At 68.9% G+C, this 18947-nt stretch carries 18 protein-coding genes, 1 tRNA gene and 4 pseudogenes; 9 read left to right on the top strand and 14 right to left on the bottom strand.

The genetic code is table 11. The annotated features are described in order from the left end of the window. Positions 1 to 37 precede the first annotated feature (37 nt). Entirely contained in the window at positions 38 to 1060 is a 1023-nt protein-coding gene (locus V6U89_RS01160; protein WP_334568699.1) for a DUF4331 family protein, read from the bottom strand. Between the two features lie 274 nt (positions 1061 to 1334). On the opposite strand from V6U89_RS01160, the gene V6U89_RS01155 reads away from it, so the two are divergent. Continuing rightward, the gene (locus V6U89_RS01155) at positions 1335 to 1841 is read left to right on the top strand and encodes an HAD domain-containing protein (RefSeq protein ID WP_334568698.1); all 507 of its coding nucleotides are present in this window, start codon (positions 1335 to 1337) and stop codon (positions 1839 to 1841) included. 190 nt (positions 1842 to 2031) lie between these two features. On the opposite strand, the pseudogene V6U89_RS01150 reads toward V6U89_RS01155, so the two are convergent. The 4 genes and pseudogenes from V6U89_RS01150 to V6U89_RS01135 all read right to left on the bottom strand — a co-directional run bounded on the left by V6U89_RS01150 (position 2032) and on the right by V6U89_RS01135 (position 5928). Continuing rightward, positions 2032 to 2467, bottom strand: a pseudogene (locus V6U89_RS01150) (pentapeptide repeat-containing protein). 415 nt (positions 2468 to 2882) lie between these two features. Further along, positions 2883 to 3689 (bottom strand): ABC transporter ATP-binding protein, encoded by an 807-nt coding sequence (locus tag V6U89_RS01145; protein ID WP_334568697.1) that lies wholly within the window; start codon positions 3687 to 3689, stop codon positions 2883 to 2885. After that, positions 3686 to 4690 carry a nitrate ABC transporter permease gene (gene ntrB / locus V6U89_RS01140; protein WP_334568696.1) on the bottom strand — a complete coding sequence of 335 codons (1005 nt, stop codon included), beginning with the start codon at positions 4688 to 4690 and terminating at the stop codon, positions 3686 to 3688. Before ntrB ends, V6U89_RS01145 begins: the two co-directional genes overlap by 4 nt. Continuing rightward, the gene (locus V6U89_RS01135; RefSeq protein WP_334568695.1) at positions 4687 to 5928 is read right to left on the bottom strand and encodes a CmpA/NrtA family ABC transporter substrate-binding protein; all 1242 of its coding nucleotides are present in this window, start codon (positions 5926 to 5928) and stop codon (positions 4687 to 4689) included. Before V6U89_RS01135 ends, ntrB begins: the two co-directional genes overlap by 4 nt. A 263-nt stretch (positions 5929 to 6191) precedes the next feature. On the opposite strand from V6U89_RS01135, the gene V6U89_RS01130 reads away from it, so the two are divergent. Next, on the top strand, positions 6192 to 7265 hold the full coding sequence (locus tag V6U89_RS01130; protein ID WP_334568694.1) for a uroporphyrinogen-III synthase: 1074 nt from the start codon (positions 6192 to 6194) through the stop codon (positions 7263 to 7265). A gap of 31 nt (positions 7266 to 7296) precedes the next feature. On the opposite strand, the pseudogene V6U89_RS01125 reads toward V6U89_RS01130, so the two are convergent. The 6 genes and pseudogenes from V6U89_RS01125 to amcA (V6U89_RS01100) all read right to left on the bottom strand — a co-directional run. After that, a pseudogene (locus V6U89_RS01125) lies at positions 7297 to 7467 on the bottom strand (cyclophane-forming radical SAM peptide maturase AmcB); the annotation flags it as partial. 259 nt (positions 7468 to 7726) lie between these two features. After that, the gene (locus V6U89_RS01120) at positions 7727 to 8413 is read right to left on the bottom strand and encodes a pentapeptide repeat-containing protein (protein ID WP_334568693.1); all 687 of its coding nucleotides are present in this window, start codon (positions 8411 to 8413) and stop codon (positions 7727 to 7729) included. Between the two features lie 72 nt (positions 8414 to 8485). Next, the gene (amcA, locus tag V6U89_RS01115) at positions 8486 to 8668 is read right to left on the bottom strand and encodes a multiple cyclophane-containing RiPP AmcA (protein ID WP_334568691.1); all 183 of its coding nucleotides are present in this window, start codon (positions 8666 to 8668) and stop codon (positions 8486 to 8488) included. 22 nt (positions 8669 to 8690) lie between these two features. Beyond that, positions 8691 to 9812: pseudogene (gene amcB, locus V6U89_RS01110) on the bottom strand (cyclophane-forming radical SAM peptide maturase AmcB); the annotation flags it as partial. Then, positions 9809 to 10144: a hypothetical protein gene (locus tag V6U89_RS01105; RefSeq protein WP_334568690.1), complete on the bottom strand. Its 336-nt coding sequence runs from the start codon at positions 10142 to 10144 to the stop codon at positions 9809 to 9811. The gene V6U89_RS01105 and the pseudogene amcB, both read right to left, overlap by 4 nt. Further along, complete coding sequence (gene amcA, locus V6U89_RS01100) at positions 10141 to 10263, bottom strand: multiple cyclophane-containing RiPP AmcA (RefSeq protein WP_442933850.1); 123 nt, start codon at positions 10261 to 10263, stop codon at positions 10141 to 10143. The genes V6U89_RS01105 and amcA (V6U89_RS01100) overlap by 4 nt, the downstream gene beginning before the upstream one ends. A gap of 468 nt (positions 10264 to 10731) precedes the next feature. Between amcA (V6U89_RS01100) and V6U89_RS01095 the strand changes: the two genes are divergently transcribed. Beyond that, positions 10732 to 12075: a hypothetical protein gene (locus tag V6U89_RS01095; protein WP_334568688.1), complete on the top strand. Its 1344-nt coding sequence runs from the start codon at positions 10732 to 10734 to the stop codon at positions 12073 to 12075. Further along, a complete protein-coding gene (locus tag V6U89_RS01090) occupies positions 12072 to 12647 on the top strand; it encodes a flavoprotein (protein WP_334568687.1) in 576 nt (191 codons plus the stop codon). The genes V6U89_RS01095 and V6U89_RS01090 overlap by 4 nt, the downstream gene beginning before the upstream one ends. A gap of 271 nt (positions 12648 to 12918) precedes the next feature. On the opposite strand, the gene V6U89_RS01085 is transcribed toward V6U89_RS01090, so the two are convergent. Next, positions 12919 to 13140: a hypothetical protein gene (locus V6U89_RS01085; RefSeq protein WP_334568686.1), complete on the bottom strand. Its 222-nt coding sequence runs from the start codon at positions 13138 to 13140 to the stop codon at positions 12919 to 12921. Positions 13141 to 13695: 555 nt separating this feature from the next. Then, complete coding sequence (locus V6U89_RS01080) at positions 13696 to 14487, bottom strand: class I SAM-dependent methyltransferase (RefSeq protein WP_334568685.1); 792 nt, start codon at positions 14485 to 14487, stop codon at positions 13696 to 13698. A gap of 47 nt (positions 14488 to 14534) precedes the next feature. Between V6U89_RS01080 and V6U89_RS01075 the strand changes: the two genes are divergently transcribed. The 3 genes and pseudogenes from V6U89_RS01075 to V6U89_RS01065 all read left to right on the top strand — a co-directional run bounded on the left by V6U89_RS01075 (position 14535) and on the right by V6U89_RS01065 (position 15789). Further along, on the top strand, positions 14535 to 15101 hold the full coding sequence (locus tag V6U89_RS01075; RefSeq protein WP_280838571.1) for a helix-turn-helix domain-containing protein: 567 nt from the start codon (positions 14535 to 14537) through the stop codon (positions 15099 to 15101). A gap of 25 nt (positions 15102 to 15126) precedes the next feature. Then, positions 15127 to 15276: pseudogene (locus V6U89_RS01070) on the top strand (IS110 family transposase); the annotation flags it as partial. A 273-nt stretch (positions 15277 to 15549) separates the two neighbouring features. Beyond that, positions 15550 to 15789 carry a tyrosine-type recombinase/integrase gene (locus V6U89_RS01065; protein WP_334568684.1) on the top strand — a complete coding sequence of 80 codons (240 nt, stop codon included), beginning with the start codon at positions 15550 to 15552 and terminating at the stop codon, positions 15787 to 15789. Between the two features lie 84 nt (positions 15790 to 15873). On the opposite strand, the gene V6U89_RS01060 is transcribed toward V6U89_RS01065, so the two are convergent. Then, positions 15874 to 15949 (bottom strand) — tRNA-Lys (locus tag V6U89_RS01060). A 185-nt stretch (positions 15950 to 16134) separates the two neighbouring features. Here V6U89_RS01060 and V6U89_RS01055 point away from each other — a divergent pair. Together V6U89_RS01055 and V6U89_RS01050 are read left to right on the top strand one after the other, a co-directional pair. Beyond that, positions 16135 to 17397 carry a L,D-transpeptidase gene (locus V6U89_RS01055; protein ID WP_334568683.1) on the top strand — a complete coding sequence of 421 codons (1263 nt, stop codon included), beginning with the start codon at positions 16135 to 16137 and terminating at the stop codon, positions 17395 to 17397. A gap of 235 nt (positions 17398 to 17632) precedes the next feature. Then, positions 17633 to 18919, top strand: coding sequence for a L,D-transpeptidase (locus V6U89_RS01050; RefSeq protein ID WP_334568681.1), 1287 nt, complete (start codon positions 17633 to 17635; stop codon positions 18917 to 18919). The last annotated feature ends 28 nt before the right edge of the window (positions 18920 to 18947 follow it).

Below are 18947 nucleotides of genomic sequence, written 5' to 3'. Positions count from 1 at the left end.
CGGCAGCCGTAACTCTGTCGGGCGAGCGACCACCGCGTCAGGCGGGCACCACGTAGGGGAACGTGCCGGAGCGGGCCTCCCGGGTCACGTCCGCGGTCAGACCCGAGGTCATCCCCGTGTTGAGCACCAGGGAGAACATCACCTCCGGGGCGTTGTCCAGCATCGTGCGCCCGTTCCGGACGGCGAAGCCGTAGTTGGCCGGCGTCCCGACCCGGTACGACAACACATCGGGGTAGACCTGCCGGGCCACGCTCCAGCCGTACGCCTTCGGATCGACAGCGGTGCCGTTCGCGGCGACCACCCGCGCGACGGTCGAGGCGATGTTCTCGCCGTCCGCCTTCAGGTCGTCACAGGGGTGCCGGACGTTGGCGGGGTCGGAGAAGTCGGTGTCGGTCGGCCAGAAGATCGGCCACATCATGGGGTGGCCGGCCCGGTTGATCGGCCGCCATCCGCCCGCGTCCGTCGCCAGCTTCGTGGTGCACCAGACGCCGATCTGCGCCCCGTCGCGCAGCATCGGCTCGTCGTGCGACACCTCGAGGACGATCGACTCGACGGTGGTGCCGGCGAAGCTGTTCTTCGCGTTCTCCGGCCGCCACTTCGAGCGGTCCAGCTCGGCGCCGTTCTTGAAGGCGTCGTTGACGGTCGCGAGCTGGTCGAGGTCGATGTAGAAGGGATCGGTGATCCGGCCGGCCCAGAGCCGCAGGACGTCGCTGCTCACCACCTCGCCGGTCCGCCCCTGGACGAGGAGCTCGCCGGTCGCCGCGTCGCTGCGGGCTTCGGTACCGGTCAGAGCGTGCAGCGTCACCGCCTGCCGCCCGTCGGCGTCCGGTTCCCCGAAGCTCACCCGGTAGGTGAGCTCCTCGAGATCGGCGCCATCGAAGTGAATCTTGAACTCGTACCGCGCCTCATGGTGGAAGCCACGCTTGATGTCGGCGCGGGTCACCGAGCTGTTGACGTCCATGACGAAGACCGTGCCGCGCTCGCCGTCGAAGACGTACAGGTCGTTCAGGTAGAGCTGCCCGTTCTGCGCGGCGAGCGGGGTGTCGAGATGGTGCGACATCGGCTGACTCCTCGATGGATCCGGGCACGGCACCCTGAGACTAGGCGGCGTTTGCTTCATTTCTATGGCTTATGAACCCTTTTGCATGCCTTGCTGGACACGTCATCGCGCAGCAGGAAACGACGGGCCCACATGACGCCCGCCGTCGGCGCGCTGCGGCCGGAACCCGCCCTCAACCGCCACCGATACAGCGTCCGCGGCCGACGTTGCCAGAGCCCAGAACACGCAGCGGGCGGACGTTCCCCGGCACCGGACGAGGGCTAACCTCTGGGCCATGTCCGCCTCGCGTCCGCTGCTGTTCCTTGACGTGGACGGCACCCTCATCCCGTTCGGAACGCCACCGGCGGCACCGCCGGACATGCCGCCCAACCACACCCGTGCACAGGTTCGGCCGGATGACGCCCATCCGTTGCTGCACAGGGTCGAGCCGGAACGCGGCCGCCTGCTGTCCGCCCTGCCGTGTGAGCTCGTGTGGGCGACGACGTGGATGAGCGACGCGAACGACGTACTGGCTCCGCTGCTCGGACTGCCGGCCCTGCCGGTGGTGGACCGGGCCGACTCAGACGAGGAGGGCGCCCTGCACTGGAAGACCCGTGGCCTGGTCGAGTGGGCGCAAGGGCGCCCCTTCGTGTGGGTCGACGACGAGATCTCGCCTGCCGATCGCGTCTGGGTGTCCGCCCAACACCACGGCCCGGCGCTGCTCCATCGGGTCGACCCCCGGCGCGGCCTGACCGAACGCGACTTCACGGTCATCCGGGACTGGCTCGTCGAGCAGGTGTGATGCCACGAGCCTGACAGGCCGCCGTTGCCTTGACGAACAGCGGCTGTCGGGACCGACGCGCCTCATCGTCTGGAACAGTACGGCGGCTGCGCGCAACGGCCTCGACGGCTTCCTCCAGCGTGGTGGCCTCCGAGGATCGTGTCCGGGCTGCCGGTCGGGACGACGTCAACGGCCACGGTGCTCCCCGAAGTCAATCGTTGCGCACGGTCAGTCCCAGGGCGTCACGGCCAGCTGGGTGAGGTCGGGAAGTTGGCCCTCGGCGAGGGTGACGCCGGACAGGTTGTCCAGTGGCGGCTGGAGTCCGTGGAGGTGGCTGCCGCGCAGGTCAGCCCCGTCGAGTTGGCAGGAGCCCAGCTCGTCATCCCGACCAGGGCCGCCCCGGAGAAGTCGGTGCGGGTGATCTCGCAGCCGTAGCGGCTGCCGGCTTCCCAGGTGCTCTCGCTGAGATCGCCGCCGGCGATCCGGCTGCCCCGGATGCGGCAGTCCTCCAGCTGCACACCGCGCCACGATGCGCCCTCGACGAAAGCCTCGGTGAGCCCATCGGCCAGCTCGGTCACCCTGTCGAGGTCGTCCGGATCGAGGTCCGGCAGCAGGATCCTCACGTCGCCGACTGTCGTGGTGCGCACGTGTCCTCAACCTGCGCGGGCGCGGGGTGGACACGCACATGACGGACAGTCCCTAGTTGATCTCTGAAGCCACAAACAGGCTTCTGCCATCCCCTCACCCTCCGTCTTTCCGCATGATCAGTTCACGCGCTGAGAATCAGTCCCAGGTCGTGCGACGATCGTGTCCAGCTACTCCCGTCAGCCGCACATTCGTCCATGGCGGGCGGCGAGCACCCGGGGAGCACCCCAGACAGCTCTTCTGGAACGCCGTTGAAGAGGCCTGACGCCGTGCGTTGGAAACGCCGTAGCGGAGGCACCGCGCGGCGGGCCTGCCTCGTGGCGGTATACAACCCGGCCGCACCTCGCCGGACCTTGGATTCTCACGGAGTGTTCCCGCAAGCCTCCAAGATCCGGCGGGGGGTGTCGTCGGTTGCGCTCAGGCCGCCGCAGCCTCGGCAAGCTCCACGTCGTCGTCCGCGATGAGGAGATCCACGAGTTGCTTCTGGATGCCGTCGTACGCGGGGTGGTGCACGACCGTCGTACGGTTGCGTGGCCGGGGGATCGGTACGTCGATGGTGGTGCGCACCGACGGGTAGGGCAGGTTGGCCATCACCACGATCCGGTCGGCGAGCAGGATCGCCTCGTCCAGACCGTGCGTCACCATCAACACGGTCTCGGTCTCCGACTCGCTGTCCCACAGGTCGACGAGTTGCTGCTGCAGCCGGGAGCGGGTCAGCGCGTCCAGGGCGCCGAACGGCTCGTCGAGCAACAGTGTTCGGGGCGCGACCGCGAAGGCCCGGGCCACCGCCGCACGCTGGGCCATGCCGCCGGAGACCTGCCCCGGCCGCTTGTTGCGGTGCTCCCACAGCGATACCGCGGTCAGGTACCGCTCGACCATCTCGTCGACCCGGGCCCGCTTCCAGTCCGGGCGGGACTCCTGCACCGCGACCCGGACGTTCTGCCGCAGGCTCAGCCACGGCAGCAGCGAGTAGTTCTGGAACACCATCGCGCGGTCGGGCCCCGGCCCGGTGACCGGCTGGCCGTCGATCCGCACCGTGCCGCTGTCCGCCGTGACCAGCCCGCCGACGATGTTGAGCAGGGTCGACTTTCCGCAGCCGGAGTGCCCGATGAAGGAGACGAACTCGCCGGTGTCGATGGTCAGGTCGACGCCGCGCAGCACCTCCTGGGGCGCGTGCCCCCGGCGCCGAAACGATTTGCGGACGCCGTTGATGGCGATGGTCATCCGTGTACCTCCTCAGGAGTGACCCACCGGGAGAGCATGAGCAGGATCGTGTCGAGGACGAGCCCGACCACACCGATGAGCACGATGGCCGCAACCACCTTGTCGAGTTCCAGGGCGTTGTACGAGTTCCAGACGAAGTAACCGATGCCGGAGTTTCCCTGGAGCATCTCGACCGCGACGATGACCATCCAGCCGATGCCCATGGACAGCCGCAGGCCGGTGATGATGGACGGCAGCGCGTTGGGTATCAGCACGTGCCACAGGTACGCCAGCGGTCGGAACTTGAAGACCAGTGCCACGTTGCGCTGGTCGCGGGGGATGGAACCGGCACCCGCCGCGGTGTTGATCAGAGTGGGCCACAGCGCGGTGATGAAGATGACGATGATCGCCGACTGTGCCGGTTCCTCGATGATGTAGAGCCAGATCGGGAACCAGGCCAGTGGCGACACCGGACGGAGCACCTGCACGAGCGGGTTGAGCGCGGACCAGACGGGTCGGACCGCGCCCATGATCAGCCCGAGCGCGATGCCGACCAGCGCGGCCAGACCGAATCCCAGGAACACCCGCCTGAGCGAGACGTACAGGTGCAGACCGATGCCCTTGTCGTTGGTGGTGTTGAAGAACGGTCGGCTGAGCAGGTCGCCGAGGGTCCGGGCGCTGTCGAGCGGACCCGGCACCGCGGTTGAGCCAAGGGTCGCGAACTGCCACAGCGCCACGAACACCGCGAGACCGACCACGGCCCAGAGGGCGGCCACCACGAAGCTGGCCAGTCGACTGCCCCACGCAGTCAACCAGGAGGGTGTCACCGGGCCACGGTGGCCGGCAACGTCGATGTCTGCGGTCGGGGCCGCCGACCGCGATCCGTTTCCGGCGGCTGGCGTCGCCGGCGCGCCGATTCCCTCGCCTGCCCCATCGGCCGGGGCGACTGACGTCAGCGTGGGACTACTCAAGTCATTCGCGGCCGGCGCGACGGCGCTCGGTGTTGCGTCGCCCGAGGTCATGGCCGCCGGGCCTCGCCCGCGACGTTCTTCGGGTCGAACATGATGTTGTCCAATTTGATGTGGAAGGGTGTCATGTCGTCGTCCGGAATCTTGATGCCCTCGGCGGCGGCGACCTTCGCATAAAGGTCGTGCAGGATGAGTTCGTCGGCGAGCTTGGCGTAGTCCGGAGTTTCCTTGACGAGGCCGAAGCGCTGGTACTGGGCAAGGAACCAGTACACATGGGAGCGTCGTGGCAACGACGTCTCGCCGTCCCGGAAGAACATCATCTGATCGCCGGTGTAGGTCTTGGTGCCGAGGCCGGCGCCGAGGTCGTACTGGCCGAGCAGCCGGCCCTTGATGTTGGCGGCCGGCGCGTTGACGTAGCCCACCGGCGCCAGCATGTCGGCCAGCTTGTCGCGGTTGGCAAGGTCGTCCAGCCACCTGGCGGCCTTGAGCGTGGCCTTCATGATGTCGGCCAGCGTGTCCTGGTCATTGGTGAGCTTGGCACCCACCACCAGCGCCTTCTCCGGGTGGTGCTGCCAGATGTCCTGAGTGGTGAGGTGGGTGAACCCGATGTCCTTCTGGACCGCCACCGCACCCCACGGCTCGCCCACGCAGTACCCGTCCTGGTTGTTGGCGGCCATGTTGGACACCATCTGCGGTGGCGGAACGGCCGAGACCTGGATGTTGGAGGTGTCGGCCTTGGTGGCCTTGAGCCAGTAGCGCAGCCACGTGTCGTGGGTGCCGCCCGGGAAGGTCATGGCCAGCTTGGGCTTCTCCTTCTCGAGGAGCTCCTTCGCCGCACCGAGGTCACCGTAACCGGCACCGGCGTACGCCTTCTTCAGCGTGATGGCCTGGCCGTTGTTGTTCAGCACCATGGCGATCTTGAGGTCGGTCGTGCCGGCCTTTCCGCCGATGCCCATCGCGACCGACAGCGGCATGCTGAACAGGACGTGCCCGCCGTCGATCTCGCCGCTCAGAAGGTTGTCCCGGGTCGCCGGCCACGACGCCTGCTTGATCAGTTCGACGTCCAGGCCGCGCTCGGCGAAGTAGCCGAGTTGCTTGGCCGCGATCAATGGCGCGCAGTCGGTGAGCGCGATGAATCCGAGTTTGACCTTGCGCAGGTTCTTACCGCCAGCGCCGGCGGGCTTGGGGTTTTCGTCGACAGCGCACGCGGTCAGGATGCTACCGGCAGCCGCCACGGCGGCAGCAGATCCGGTGAGGCGAAGAAAGCCGCGGCGGTTCAGGGAGGTGGTCATGGCCCGAGACCGTAGGGTCGCCGCAAATCATGGGCATTGCCGAGCCATCAACTCCGCGTGAGGCAAGGTGCACAAGGCATTTGTTGCGCCGCGGTTAATGAATCCGACGAGCGGATGTGTCGGAGACATCATGCCACGAAGAGCTTCGATGGGAGAAGCGGCTCACCACTTGCTGTACGGCCGGCAACGTACCAGAAACGCACCGCCCCCAGACTCCCCGCATGACGTCGAACGGAGCTGGCCCGACGTTGACAGGATATACGGTGGTCGTTACCGACAACGGCCTGCAACATGTCGCGGCGCTGCTACGTCAACACGGGGCGGTGATCGTTGACCTACCGGTGTTGCGTACCGTGCCCGGCTACCGGGACGCGAGATTGCGCATCGCCACCCGGCGGCTCATCCAGGCTCCGGTCGATCATGTCCTCGCCACCACCGCGGCGGGATGGACACGGTGGCTGTCCGCGGCGGCAGCATGGGGACTTGCGGATCCGCTCCGGTCCGGGCTCAGCTCCGCGAGCATCCTGTCGATGAACGAGTCGGTCAGCGCCTCGCTGGTGGAGACCGGCTTCACCCACGACTGGATGTCGTCGACCGGCGACCTCGGCGAGGCAGTGACCTGGCTGCTCGGCCGCGATCCGGTGAGCCGCCGGGTCGCGGTGACGGCCGACGACGCGCTGCCGGCGCGATCAATCGACAGACTCCGCACGCACGGCATCGAGGTGATGGTCGTGCCGACCCGTGGCTCGGCTCGACCAGTCGGCCTGGCGCCGCTGAACCGGCTCGCGCAGATGGTCATCCAGCGCGAGGTGCACGCCGTCACGTTCGCCACCGTCGCCGGAGCGAGCGCGCTGGTCGACTTCACGACCCGGACCGGTCGCGGGTACCTGCTGCTGCGTGCGCTGGCGACGGACGTCGCGGTCGCGACCGCCCACGCGGAGTCGGCCTCGTTCTTCCGCTCCCGGGACATACCGGTCTCCTGGGCGGCCGACGGCAGCCCCGACGAACTCGCCCGGCACCTCGTGGAGGTCCTGGTGGCGCGCCGCCGGCAGTTCCGGGCCCGCGGTCATCGCTTTACCGTGCAGGGCAATGCCGTGCTGGTCAACGGTACGACTATCCGGCTCGGGTCGCGGCCGGCGACAGTCATGCGCTCCCTCGCCGACTACCCGGGTCGCACGCTCTCCCGCAGCACCATCGAACGGTCCGTACCCATGCCTCACCGCGCCGGAAGCTTCGGGGCCGACCAGGCCGTATGGCGCCTGCGGGCGGAGCTCGGAGATTACGGCTGGCTCGTGGCCACCGACATCGGCCGGGGCTACCGCCTCACCGTGGACTGAGCGCGGTCCGTCCATTGCCGAGATCTGGAACGGCGCACGCCTGCGCGACCGGATTGCTCATGAGGCGGCGGGACCTGCGGTCGGGCAGGTAGCAGGTAGCTGCCGTCGAGGTTGCAGAAGCTGGTGGGGGCTGCATGACCAGGGTGGGGAAGCTACCGGCGATCGCCGGATGGCCGGTAGCACTGGTGAGAGCAGATACCAGCGGTGCACTTGCGGATCCGGCGACGCTGCCCGTCACGGACACGCAACCCCATGCTGGCGAAGGCGGCATTCACGACTTCGACTCGGACGGCGACGTGCGGCGCAGAGATCTCCTGCGGGCGTGACGATCAACGGCGTCACCCTGCCGCGCTCCCGACCAGGTAGACGGCCTCATGAGCCGTTGGACGGTGCGACGGACGGGGACCACTCGCTCGGTCTCGCGGCTGCTATCTCAATCAAAGCCGCAGCCGGTAGCGGCGTCAGCGGTCGTGGCCGCGCGCCGCATCGGCGCGGACGTCGATGCTCAGGGCATCGACGGCCATCCGGGTCAGCTCGGGAAGCTGGTCCTCGGTGAGGGCGACGCCCTGCAAATTGTCCAGTGGTGCCGCGAAGGCGTGCAGCCGGCTGCCCCGCAGATCGGCGCCGTCGAGACGGCAGGAGTCCAGTTCCAAATCGCTCAGGTCGCACGACCGCAATGCGACACCGGAGAGCCGGCAGGACGACCAGGTGCCCTGGACGAGGGTGCAGTCGGAAAAGGCCACCGAACCGGCGGCGCTGACGCGGTTCAGGGTGGCGTAGTCGAACCGGCAGTTGTCGAACAGGACGTCCCTCAGGCGAACGTCGATGAGTCGGGTCCCGGTGAATCGGGAGCCGGTGACCAAGCACCGCTCGATGCTGACACCGGTGAGGGCCGCCCCGGACAAATCCGTCCGGACGATCTCGCAGCCGTAGAGTGCGCCGCCCTCCCAGTTGATCTCACCGAGATCCGCTCCGGTGATCTGGCAGCCTCGGATGCTCAGGTCCGCGATCTGTTGACCTCGCCAGGAGACGTTCTCCACGAGGCCGTCGCGGAGGTCGCTGTCGGGTAGGTCGGTGACCTGGTCGAGGTCTTCCGAATCGAGGTCGGGCAGGAGGATCGTCACGTCGCCCACGGTGGTCGTACGCATGTCTTTCCAACCTGTTCGGGCGCGGGGTGGGCACGTCACCCCGCGCGTCGACTCGAGCCGCCGGTCGGCGGGCTACTTCTTCTTGTTCCAGTTGTCCCAGCCGGGGCGGCTGTCAAACTTCCCCTTGTTGTCCCAGGTGGGGCGGTTGTCGAACTTGGCCGCGTCGATCGACGCTACCGCGTGCTCCGGGTCGACGCCGAGGAGGGCGAGGCGGTCCGGCGAGGCGTCGAGAAGCGCGGCGAGGGCGTTGGTCATCACGGTCCTCCTTGAGGGGTGAGGTGAGGTGATCCGCGGCGGCGCGGATCAGGGCTTGCCGGGTCGTGCGGCAGTAAGCGGTCTCCCGGGCGGTGAAGGTGCCGTGTTCGAAGTAGCGGTTGCCGGCCTGGGCGCCCCGGCAGAAGTCGTAGAACGTGCAGCGGTCCGCACAGTCGTTGAGCGCCGTCATGAACTCGGTGACGTATCGCAATTCGCCGGCGTGGGCCAACATGTCGCCGATCGGTTCACCGAGCACGTTGCCGGCTATGAAGTCGGCGTACCGCGGGCTTTGGATGCCGAGCAGTTCCGGTGACAGCAAGACCACCTGGCCGTCGTGGGCGACTGTGGGGATCGGTTCGTACGGGCCGTGGTCGGTGAGGCCGGCGCGGGTGGCGCCGAGGTAGTCGGCCAAGCGATCCAGGTCGCGGATCCGGAGCGGACTGCCGGCGAGCCGGTGCCGGACGAGTCGGCTCCAGAACCGGTACGCGGCTTCCTCCGGCACCGGCGTGCGGGCGGCGCCTTCCTGCTCCTCGATGTTGAAGCCCACCGACTCGCAGCCCGGCAGGGCGGTGAAGAACTCGACGAGGTCGTTGGCGTGGTCGATGGTTTCGGGTGTGACGACGCAGATCACTGAGTACGGCAGGCCAGCCTCGGCCAATACACGCGTGCCACGGATCGTCCGGGCCGTCGTCGCATTTCCAGCCCGGTCGAGCCGGTTCCGGTTGAGCATGCCGGGCCCGTCGATGCTGACGCCGATCTCAAAGTCGTAGGCGGCGAACAGATCGCACCACCGCTCGTGGATGAGCGTCGCGTTGGTTTGGATCTCGTAGCGCACCCTTCCAGCCCGTCGTAGCTCCTCGAAGGGAGCGAGCAGCTCACGGATGATGTCGATCGGTGTGGCGGTGGGCTCGCCGCCGTGCCACACCACGCTCACCGGATGAACGCTGCCCTGCTGCTCGATCGACCGGGCGCACGCGGTCGCAACGGAGACGGACATGAGCTGGCGCGAGCGCCGGTCGGGCAGGTAGCAGTAGCTGCAGTCCAGGTTGCAGAAGCTGGTGGGCTGCAGGACCAGGGTGTGGAAGGTCCCGGCGATGGCCGGCCGTCCCGTCGCGGCGATGATCCCGATGTCCCGGACGGTCATGTCTCCTCCGGTGTCTGCGGTTCGGCGGTGGACGGGCGGCGGCTGCGGTGCCGGGCCGGCCAGCCGAGGAACCGGTCGAACAGGTCCCGGACGTCGCCGGTGGTGCTCGCGTTGAGTCGGTGCAGGTCGTCGATGGCCTCGTGCAGGCGGCCGGACAGGTAGAGCAGCAGGTTGAGCCGGCTGTCCTGATAGCTGGTCAACAGGGCGAGCTTGGCCCGTCCACAGGGCCAGGGCTGCCCGCATGCCCGGCACAGCCAGAGCGGACGCAGCGGCAGATGCTCCGACGACACCTTCGGGTCGGCCGCAGCGGCAGACACGCCGTCCCCGCTCATCGGCGCCCGCCCTCCCGCGCCTGCCGCTCGAACACGATCCGCCAGACGTGCGTCAGCAGCGGCGGATCGGCCGAGCCCGGCCGCGTCAACGCCGGGACCCCCGCTGCGCGGCCTGGCATCAGCTCGCCGGTCGCGGCATACCGCGACACATACACCGTCATGGCCGGCCCTCGGCCGGCGCTGGCCTCTGTGCGCGGTGGGCTTGCCGACATGCCGACAAGCCCACCGCAGTCGGCCGGCAGCTGGGAGCAGACCGCCGGCCACCCGCCCACGCAGCCCTGCTGGCGGTACGCGAACGGGGAGTCACCCGTGCGGTCGGCGGAGTGCCCAACGCGAGCACTTGCCGGTGCGTCGGGTCGCGGTCCGACCTGTCGCCGATCGGCACGTCCATCTGGATCTCCCTGCCGTGAGGTTGCCGCTGGCCCACCGGCGCACCCCTGGGGATCGGCGCGTCGGCACATCCAGGTTGGCTTTTGGCGGTGCACAAACGGAATGTCTCGCCGGTGCACCCGCAGTGCACCTGCAGTCACCCCATGTGCGGCTACCATCACCTCCACCGATGACTGTCCGTTCCGGAAGGACGTGCGATGGCTCCGGTGACGACCTGGACCGGCCAGGACGCGAACGCGCTCCGGAATGCGTTGCGGATGAGCGTGACCGCCTTCGCCGAGCACCTCGGCGCGGCGCGGCGGACCGTGGCCAAGTGGAGCAGCCAGGGCGATAAGGTGCTCCCCCGCGCGGACATGCAAGCCGCGCTGGACACCGTGCTGGCCCGAGCCACACCCGAGGTACGGGAACGCTTCGAGGCGCTGCGTGCGGTTGGCACCAGCGGTGCAGCTGTGGGTGCTGCGCGGCCGGATGCCGGCGCGCATGCGGATACTGGCGATGACGGAGACGGCGACTCGGGCTCAGGCTCGGGGGGTGACGTGAGACGGAGAGACCTTCTACGCGGGGCGGCGATCGGCGTTGCTGCCGCGCCCAACGTCGCTCCGCTGATCGACGCGTTCTTCTCGCCCGCGCGCTCGGACGGTGCGGCTCTCTCCTTCCCCCAGTTCTCCCGGTTCGTCGCCTCCACCAAGGTCGACTATCAGGCCTGTCGGTACGAGCGCGTACTCGACCGGCTTGTGACGCTGCTGCCGTCCCTCGAACCGGTGAAGTCCGGCGCGGAGGGCGATCAGCGGCCACGGTTCGAGGTCCTGGCCGCCGACCTGTACCACGTCGTTGGCAGCGTCCTGCTGAAGGTGGGCGATCGCGGGATGGCCCTGGTAGCGGCTGAGAGAAGCACCAGGGCCGCTGCCATTTGCCAGGACCCGGTGGCGATCGCCGCGAGCGCCCGGATCATGACCCATGCGCTCATGGGCAACGGCCACGACGCCCAAGCGGTGACCCTCGCTGGGAATGCTGCCAACTCGCTCGACCGGGACACCCGCCTCGCGTCGACTGATGCGGTGGCCGTCTACGGCGCCCTCGTCCTTCGAGGGGCCATCGCCGCCGCCCGCCGAGACGACCGGGACACCGCACACGCGATGCTCGATGAGGCAACCCGCGCTGCAATCCGCCTCGGCTACGACGGCAACGACCGGTGGACCGGCTTCGGCGCCACCAACGTCCTGCTGCACCGGGTCAACATCGCGCTGACCCTCGGCGACGCCGGAACAGCCATCGCGATCGCCCGCACGGTGCCGCTGGAGAAAGTGACGCTGGCCGAGCGCAAGGCGTCCCTGTTCGTCGACGTGGCACGCGCCTACACGCAGTGGGGCCGCTACGAGCACGGCCTCAGCGCGCTGCGCACCGCGTACGAGGTAGCACCGGAAGAGATCCGCTGCCGACCAGCGGTCCAGCGCATCGCTAGCGACCTCGCCATGCTCGCCAACGGCTCCGTCCGCCCTGCCGCTGTCGGCTTCGCCCACGACGCTGGGATCCGGTTATGACCGCCGGTCACCTCCAAGTCGTCGTCTGCGGCGCCGGGCCCGCTACCGACGTACTCCAACTGGCCCAGGTCGCGGGCACACGTGGCTGGACGGTGGCCGTCACCGCGACCCCCAGCGCCCTGGACTTCATCGATCCGACAGCGATCGAGGCAGCAACGGGCAGTCCCATCCGGTCCAGCTACCAGTCATCACCCGGCGCTCGCCGATCGCTTCCTCCCGCCGACGCGCTGGTCGTCGCGCCCGCCACCTACAACTCGATCAGCAAGATCGCCCTCGGCTTGGCCGACAACTACGCCATGACCTCCGTCGCCGAACTCATCGGACGGCAGGTACCGACCGTCATCGTCCCCTTCGTCAACGCCGCCCTCGCCGCACGGGCGCCCTTTCAACGCGCGGTGGCGGCCCTACGCGACGAGCGGATACGCGTCCTGCTGGGCTCCGAAGACGGATGGGATCCGCACCAGCCCGGCGGCGGCAACGAGCGGCAGAAAGCTTTTCCCTGGGCGGTGGCGTTCGAGACAGCAACCCAGCTTGCCAAGGAAGCTCGATCGGCCGTTGCTGGCCACCCCTGACCTCGATCGAGTCAGCCACCGTGTCACGCCGCACCCATCCAGCTGCCCGCGAAGAGATGAACCGGATCGCTGTCATTGACTGCGGCGGCAGTGGCAAATTCACCCTCGCCCGGCAGGTCGCGGCGCTCCTCGGCCACCCGCTGACCCGCCTCGACGCCGCTTACTACGACGACTCCGAGACCGGGGTGTGCCCCTGACGTCCAAAGCGAGCGCGATGAACGCCGGCTCTCGTTCCGCATCACTTCTAAAGTCGATCAAAATAAGCGAGCGCCTACGGGACTTCCTCTTCGGTCGAGTAGACCTCCGGCAGCTGGTGCCCGACGCCCTTGTACCACTGGTGCCGCTGGGCGGCGTACTCCGCGTCAAAGGCAATGAGCCAACCGCCGCGAGAGTGGGCGCCGCACGAGCAGCGCCAGTGGTAGACCGTCCGAGTGTTGCTGCCGGTGCGGTCAGACGCGGCGCCACTGAGCGCCCGCAGAATCTTCTCGATCATGGCTGGTCTCCCGTTGCCGTGCCAGCAGGAGTCTAGGTCCCACGGGCTCGGACCAGTCCGATGCGCTAACCGAAGAGCCGACTACGGAAGCCACAAAACCGACATAACGCGTTCAAGCAAGATCGGCCTGCCCCCAACGCTAGGCCACCCGGAAACCACCGACAGCCGCGACCCCGTCCACCCGGCCACCCCATACCCGGCCGCCACCGAACGGCGTCTCAACACCCCGCCGCGTCCAACCGGCGTCGACCCGGTCCAACGGCTCCCGACCACCCACCGAGCGACCACCCACCACCGCCAGACACGAAAAAGGCCCCGTCCCGGTGTGAACCACCAGGTCAGGGCCTTGATCGTTGGTGCGCCGCCAGGGACTCGAACCCCGAACCCGCGGATTAAGAGGACCCTCGCTCGGTGGCGGCCATCGTGTGTGACCTGCTGCGGAGCCCCGTGCTGGTCTTGCTCCCCGTGCCGCTTTGCATTGCCGTCGGGGTCGTACGGGGGTCAGGGACTCCTTGACCCCCAGGCAACGATCAGACCGCCCGGTAGGCGGCCTAGCTAGGTGGGGCGACGGGCCAGCCAGACCGTACGCTCCGCGCGCACCGTGAAGTCGGTGCGGTGCGGAAGGTCGGCGGCCAGCTGCTCCAGGGCGGCCAGGTCCTCGGCCGGGAGGCGGTCCTCCAGGCCGTGGCGGGTGCGGCCCAGCGAGATCTCCGCGTAGCGGCCGGTCGCGGCGGGCAGCGGCGGCCGCAGGACGAGGTCGAAGTGGCGCTCCGCCTCGACGGTGTAGCCCGCGCCGGCCAGCCGCTCGCCCCACGCCTCGCCCATGTGCAGGCCGTGTTCGAGGCGCTTGGCGGCGAGCAGGGCCTGGCACCGCTCCTCCAGCGCGGCGCCGGCCGGGTCGTCCAGGAAGCGCGGGAACGAGTCGAGTTCGACCACGGCGAACAGGCCGCCGGGGCGGGTCAGCTCGTACGCCCGGGCCAGCGCCGTGTCCGGGTCACCGATGTGGTGCAGGGACGCGGATGCCCAGATCAGGTCGGCCGGCTCGAGCTGCGGCCAGGGCTGGTCCAGATCCGCGCGTACGGTCCGGATCCGGTCCCCCAGGCCCTCCTCGTCCGCCTTGTGCCGCAGGTGCGCGAGCATCTCCTCGTCGACGTCGACGGCGGTGATCCGGGCGGCGGGCAGGTGGCGGGCCAGCGATCGGCTGCCGACGCCTGTGCCCGCGCCGAGGTCGACGATGTGCGGCCGGTCCGGCAGCTGTGCGCCGATCCAGCCGATCAGTTCCGCGTAATAGTCGTGCAGGACGGCGGCGTCGAGTTCGAGCATCTCGCCCAGGTGCGTGTGTGCCATGCGCCGACCGTACGCCGGTCATGCGCCGATGGCATAAGGTCTTGCGTATGAAGCAAGACGGAGATCTGGACGCCCTCGTCCGGCAGCGCATCCGTGGATTGCGGACGGCCCGCGGGTGGTCGCTGGACGAGCTGGCGGCGCGCAGCTATCTGAGCCCGTCCACGCTGAGCCGAATCGAGACCGGCCACCGGCGCATCGCGCTCGACCAGCTCACCCCGATCGCCCGGGCGCTGGGCATCACGCTGGACCAGTTGGTCGAGGCGGGCGGGGACGACGACGTGGTGATCCGGCCACACCACGAGCCGGAGCGGGGCATCACCACGTGGCTGCTGTCCCAGGGCGACGCCGCGCCCCGGATGACGGTCGCCAAGCTGCGGATCACCCGGCCGATCCCGGCGGATCTGCGGGTGCACCCGGGGCGCGACTGGTTCACCGTGCTCTCCGGGACCGTGGTGTTGCAACTCGGCGAGCGGACCATCCGGGTCGAGGCGGGCGAGGCCGCCGAGTTCTCCACGATGGTGCCGCACGCGTTCGGCGCGGACCGCGGACCGGCCGAGGTGCTGTGCATCCTCGACCACGACGGCGAGCGCACCCACCTCGGCCCGGAGCGCTGACCCGGAGCATTGGCTTAGCGCCCACCGCGCCCGCGGCAACACCCACCACCAGGTACTTCGCGCTCTGGCCAACCGACTCGTCGGCATCCTCCACGGCTGCCTACGCCACCGGCAGCCCTACAACGAGGCAATCGCCTGGCCCGCCCCTAAGACGGAACTGTCAACAGCCGCTTGACACGGTAGCGACGTGGGATATCCAGACATGCGGCAGCCGGCCGCCGGCTGTCCTGCCTCGGTTGGACCCGCCCACTGCGGCCTCGGCTGATGGCTGACATGATCGCGGTGAAGTCGCGTCTGCTGGGTCGGCTCTGGCACACCAGGTGAAGCTGAACGGATCGCGAGGGGTGCGGGTGATCTCCCACGGCGTGAACGTCACCCGTCCGTGTGGCGATTGCGGATCTGAGGTGACGTGTGACCTTGCGCAGCGCATCGTCCGCGACCGGCTGCAGTGGACCGCTGGGCCGGTGTGCGGTCCATCCGCTTTCATGACCTGCGGCATACCTGCGCGACGCTGCTGCTGGCGGCAGGCGTGTCGCCACGGGTCGTCATGGACATCCTCGGCCACTCCCAGATCGCAGTGACCATGAACATCTACGGGCACGTCATGCCGGCCATGCAGCAAGAGGCCGCAGGACACATGGACGCGGCGCTCAGTGAGCCTGAGGCGGGTGATGGCGCTGACGAGTGACACCGTTGCTGTCGCCGTTGCTGTCACTCACCCTGAAACGACATCTGGGCACGCACCCCGAAGGGTGAATGCCCAGATGATTGCTGGTGCGCCGCCAGGGACTCGAACCCCGAACCCGCGGATTAAGAGTCCGCTGCTCTGCCAGTTGAGCTAGCGGCGCTCGTTGGCAACGGAGAGAACATTAGCAGGTCGCTGAGCCCGGTTCCAATCCGATACCCGGCTCACCTGTTCGGCCGAGCTTAACGGGCAGAAGCCACCAAATCGCTTCGCCGACCGCTTGGCGGGACCAGGGCGGCGGCGGCGATACGGCACCATGTCGCCAGGCACGCGAGAACTGAGGTGGGAATGGGCAGGTTCACGCGGGCCGGGGCGATGCTGGGTGCCCTGGCCCTGGTGGCGTCGTTGGCACTGACCGGGTGCGGAGACGACAAGAAGAAGGTCGCCGAGTTCGTCGGCGGCGGGACGGTTCCGGGTACGGGTGCGCCCACCACCTCACCGGGGGCTGAGACCTCCGCGCCGGCCCAGAGCCTGACGGTGAGCCCGGCCGACGGGGCGAAGAACAAGCCGGTGAGCACCGAGATCAGCGCGAAGCTGCCGGGCGGCGGGGCGGTGTCCTCGGTCACCCTCGCCTCCGCCGACGGCAAGCAGGTCGCGGGCCGGATGCGGCTGGACGGTTCCGCCTGGGTGCCGGCGGCCCCGCTGAAGTACGGGACCGAGTACACCGCCACGGTGGCCGGCACCGGCACCGGCGGTGAGCCCCGGCAGGGCACCAGCACCTTCACCACCATGGCCAAGCCGAAGTCGATGATCAGCTCCGGCCTCTACCTCTTCGACGACAAGACGTACGGGGTGGGCATGCCGGTGGTCGTCGAGTTCCACCCGGGCATCCCGAAGAAGGACCGGGCGGCGGTGCAGAAGCGGATGTTCGTCAAGACCGACCCACCGCAGCCGGGCGCCTGGCACTGGGTCTACAACGGCACCCAGGCCTACTACCGGGCGCCGGAGTACTGGAAGCCGGGCACCACGCTCGACGTCCGGATCGCGCTGGCCGGCATGCCGTTGAGCAACGGTCGCTACGGCAACGTCGACCGGACGGCGAAGGCCAAGATCGGCCGGTCCTTGGTGATGAAGGTCGACAACAGCACCAAGAAGATGACCGTGTACCAGGACGGCCAGGTGGTCCGCACCCTGCCGGTCAGCCTGGGCAAGAAGAGCACTCCCTCCTCCAGCGGCACCCTGGTGGTGATGGAGAAGAAGGAGAAGACGGTCTTCGACACCATGGACGCCCCCGACCCGGAGAACCGGTACCGCACCGAGATCGACTTCGCCCAGCGGTTGACCTGGGGTGGCGAGTACATCCATGCGGCGCCCTGGTCCGAGGGGGTGCAGGGTCGGCAGAACGTCTCGCACGGCTGCGTCAACGTCTCGATGGCGATGGGCCGCTGGCTCTTCGAGCAGACGAAGATCGGCGACCCGATCACCATCAAGGGCACCGAGCGCCGCATCGCCCCCGGCAACGGCTGGACGGCCTGGAGCCTGAGCTGGTCGGAGTTCGTCAAGGGCAGCGCCCTGCCCGTGCCGGACGGCGGCTCCGGTCCGCTGCTGTAACACCCACCCGGTCGGGTCGGCGGTCACGCCGGCCCGACCGGGGCGGGCCCGATCCGCGCCGGTCACTGGAGTGTGGGGGCGGGGAGAAACCGAGCAGCCCTCGCGAAAGCCCCACTTTTACCGGTATTCGCCCTCCCCCATCGGCGTGTTTCTGTTCACGGCCGGCAACCGACCGGCGCTCTCTCGCGTCAGTGGGAGAGGATGGGGCATCGGGGACCACGACTGTGAGGGAAACATGCGAGCTACCCACCACCGGCTGACCCGGCACGCCGGGCGGCGCCGCGCACTCGCGGCGGGGCTCCTCGCCGCGACGCTGGCGCTCACCTCCGCCTGCACGGGCTCCGGCGACGACAAGCCGTCGAGCTGGCAGGGCAGCGGCGAGAGCGCCCCGAAGGCCGCGGCGACCATCACCGAGCCCAAGGCCGACGCGACCGACGTCCCGGCCTCCACCGGCATCACCTTCACCACGAAGGACGCTGAGGAGACCAGCGTCGAGCTCAAGGACGCCAGCGGCCAGGCCGTCGAGGGCGAGCTCGCCGCGGACGGCAAGACCTGGCTCCCCGCGGGGGCCCTGGAGTACGGCGAGAAGTACACCGCCACCGTCACGGCGACCGGTGACGACGGCAAGCCGGCCACCGCGACCAGCGCCTTCACCGTGATGGCCAAGCCCGACAAGCAGGTACGGATCACCAGCTTCCTCGGCGACAACCAGGTGGTCGGGGTGGGCATGCCGCTGATCGTCCGGTTCGGCCGGGCCATCCCCGAGGACTACCGCGACGACGTCCAGCGCCGGATGACGGTCACCTCCACGCCGGCGCAGGAGGGGATCTGGCACTGGTCCAGCCCCACCGAGGTCCGTTACCGCCCGAAGGAGTTCTGGCAGTCGGGCACCACCGTGTCGTACCGGGTGCAGGCCGGCGGGCTGCCGATGGGCGACGGCTGGTACGGCCGCTCCGATCTGACCGTCGACGTCAAGATCGGCCCGTCGCTGGTGATGCAGGTGGACAACAAGACCAAGCGGATGACCGTCACCAGGGACGGCAAGGTAGTCAAGACGATCCTGGTCAGCCTCGGCAAGAAGACCACCCCCTCGTCCAGCGGGACGATGGTGGTGATCGAGAAGCTCCGCAAGACGGTCTTCGACACGCTGGAGGAGCTGGGCCCCGAGGAGGGGTACCGGACGAAGATCGACTACGCCCAGCGGCTCACCTGGGGCGGCGAGTTCATCCACGCCGCGCCCTGGTCGGAGGGGAAGCAGGGCCGGGTCAACGTCTCGCACGGCTGCGTGAACGTCTCGATGGCCGACGGCAAGTGGCTCTTCGAGAACACGCGCATCGGCGACCCGATCACCGTCAAGGGCACCGAGCGCAAGCTCCAGAACGGCAACGGCTGGACCGACTGGAACATGAGCTGGGACGACTACGTCAAGGGCAGCGCCCTGCCGTACGAGGAGCCGGCGGCCAGCCCGAGCCCGGAGGCGACTCCCGGCGACGAGGCGCCCAGCGTGGACCCCACCCCCTGATCGGTCCGGACATGACGAAGGCCCCCTC

Origin of the sequence: Micromonospora sp. CPCC 206171, assembly GCF_036906755.1 — a bacterium.
In the GTDB taxonomy this organism is placed as follows: domain Bacteria; phylum Actinomycetota; class Actinomycetes; order Mycobacteriales; family Micromonosporaceae; genus Micromonospora; species Micromonospora purpureochromogenes.
Note: the sequence above shows the minus strand (reverse complement) of the source record. Positions and strands in the feature narration are given on the sequence as shown.